The sequence below is a fragment of the Bacillus cereus group sp. Bce019 genome (assembly GCF_051781745.1).
Taxonomy (GTDB): domain Bacteria; phylum Bacillota; class Bacilli; order Bacillales; family Bacillaceae_G; genus Bacillus_A; species Bacillus_A cereus.
Genome location: NZ_JBPWJX010000072.1, coordinates 1 through 342, shown reverse-complemented (window position 1 = coordinate 342; position 342 = coordinate 1). Strand labels below are relative to the sequence as shown.

Genomic DNA, 342 nt, shown 5'->3' with positions numbered 1-342 from the left:
AACACGGAAGTTAAGCTCTCTAGCGCCGATGGTAGTTGGGACCTTGTCCCTGTGAGAGTAGGACGTTGCCAGGCAATATTATTCCGCAGTAGCTCAGCGGTAGAGCTATCGGCTGTTAACCGATCGGTCGTAGGTTCGATTCCTACCTGCGGAGCCATTGGAGAGCTGTCCGAGTTGGCCGAAGGAGCACGATTGGAAATCGTGTATACGTCACAAGCGTATCAAGGGTTCGAATCCCTTGCTCTCCGCCATAGGATTTATAATATTTGGCCCGTTGGTCAAGTGGTTAAGACACCGCCCTTTCACGGCGGTAACACGGGTTCGAATCCCGTACGGGTCACC

Annotated in this window: 3 tRNA genes; all 3 read left to right on the top strand. The window is 52.9% G+C overall.

Going from position 1 to position 342, the window contains the following annotated elements:
• Positions 1 to 82 precede the first annotated feature (82 nt).
• A tRNA-Asn gene (locus tag ACS2QP_RS27480) sits at positions 83 to 157 on the top strand.
• Between the two features lie 2 nt (positions 158 to 159).
• Positions 160 to 251 (top strand) — tRNA-Ser (locus ACS2QP_RS27475).
• 17 nt (positions 252 to 268) lie between these two features.
• A tRNA-Glu gene (locus tag ACS2QP_RS27470) sits at positions 269 to 340 on the top strand.
• Positions 341 to 342 lie beyond the last annotated feature (2 nt).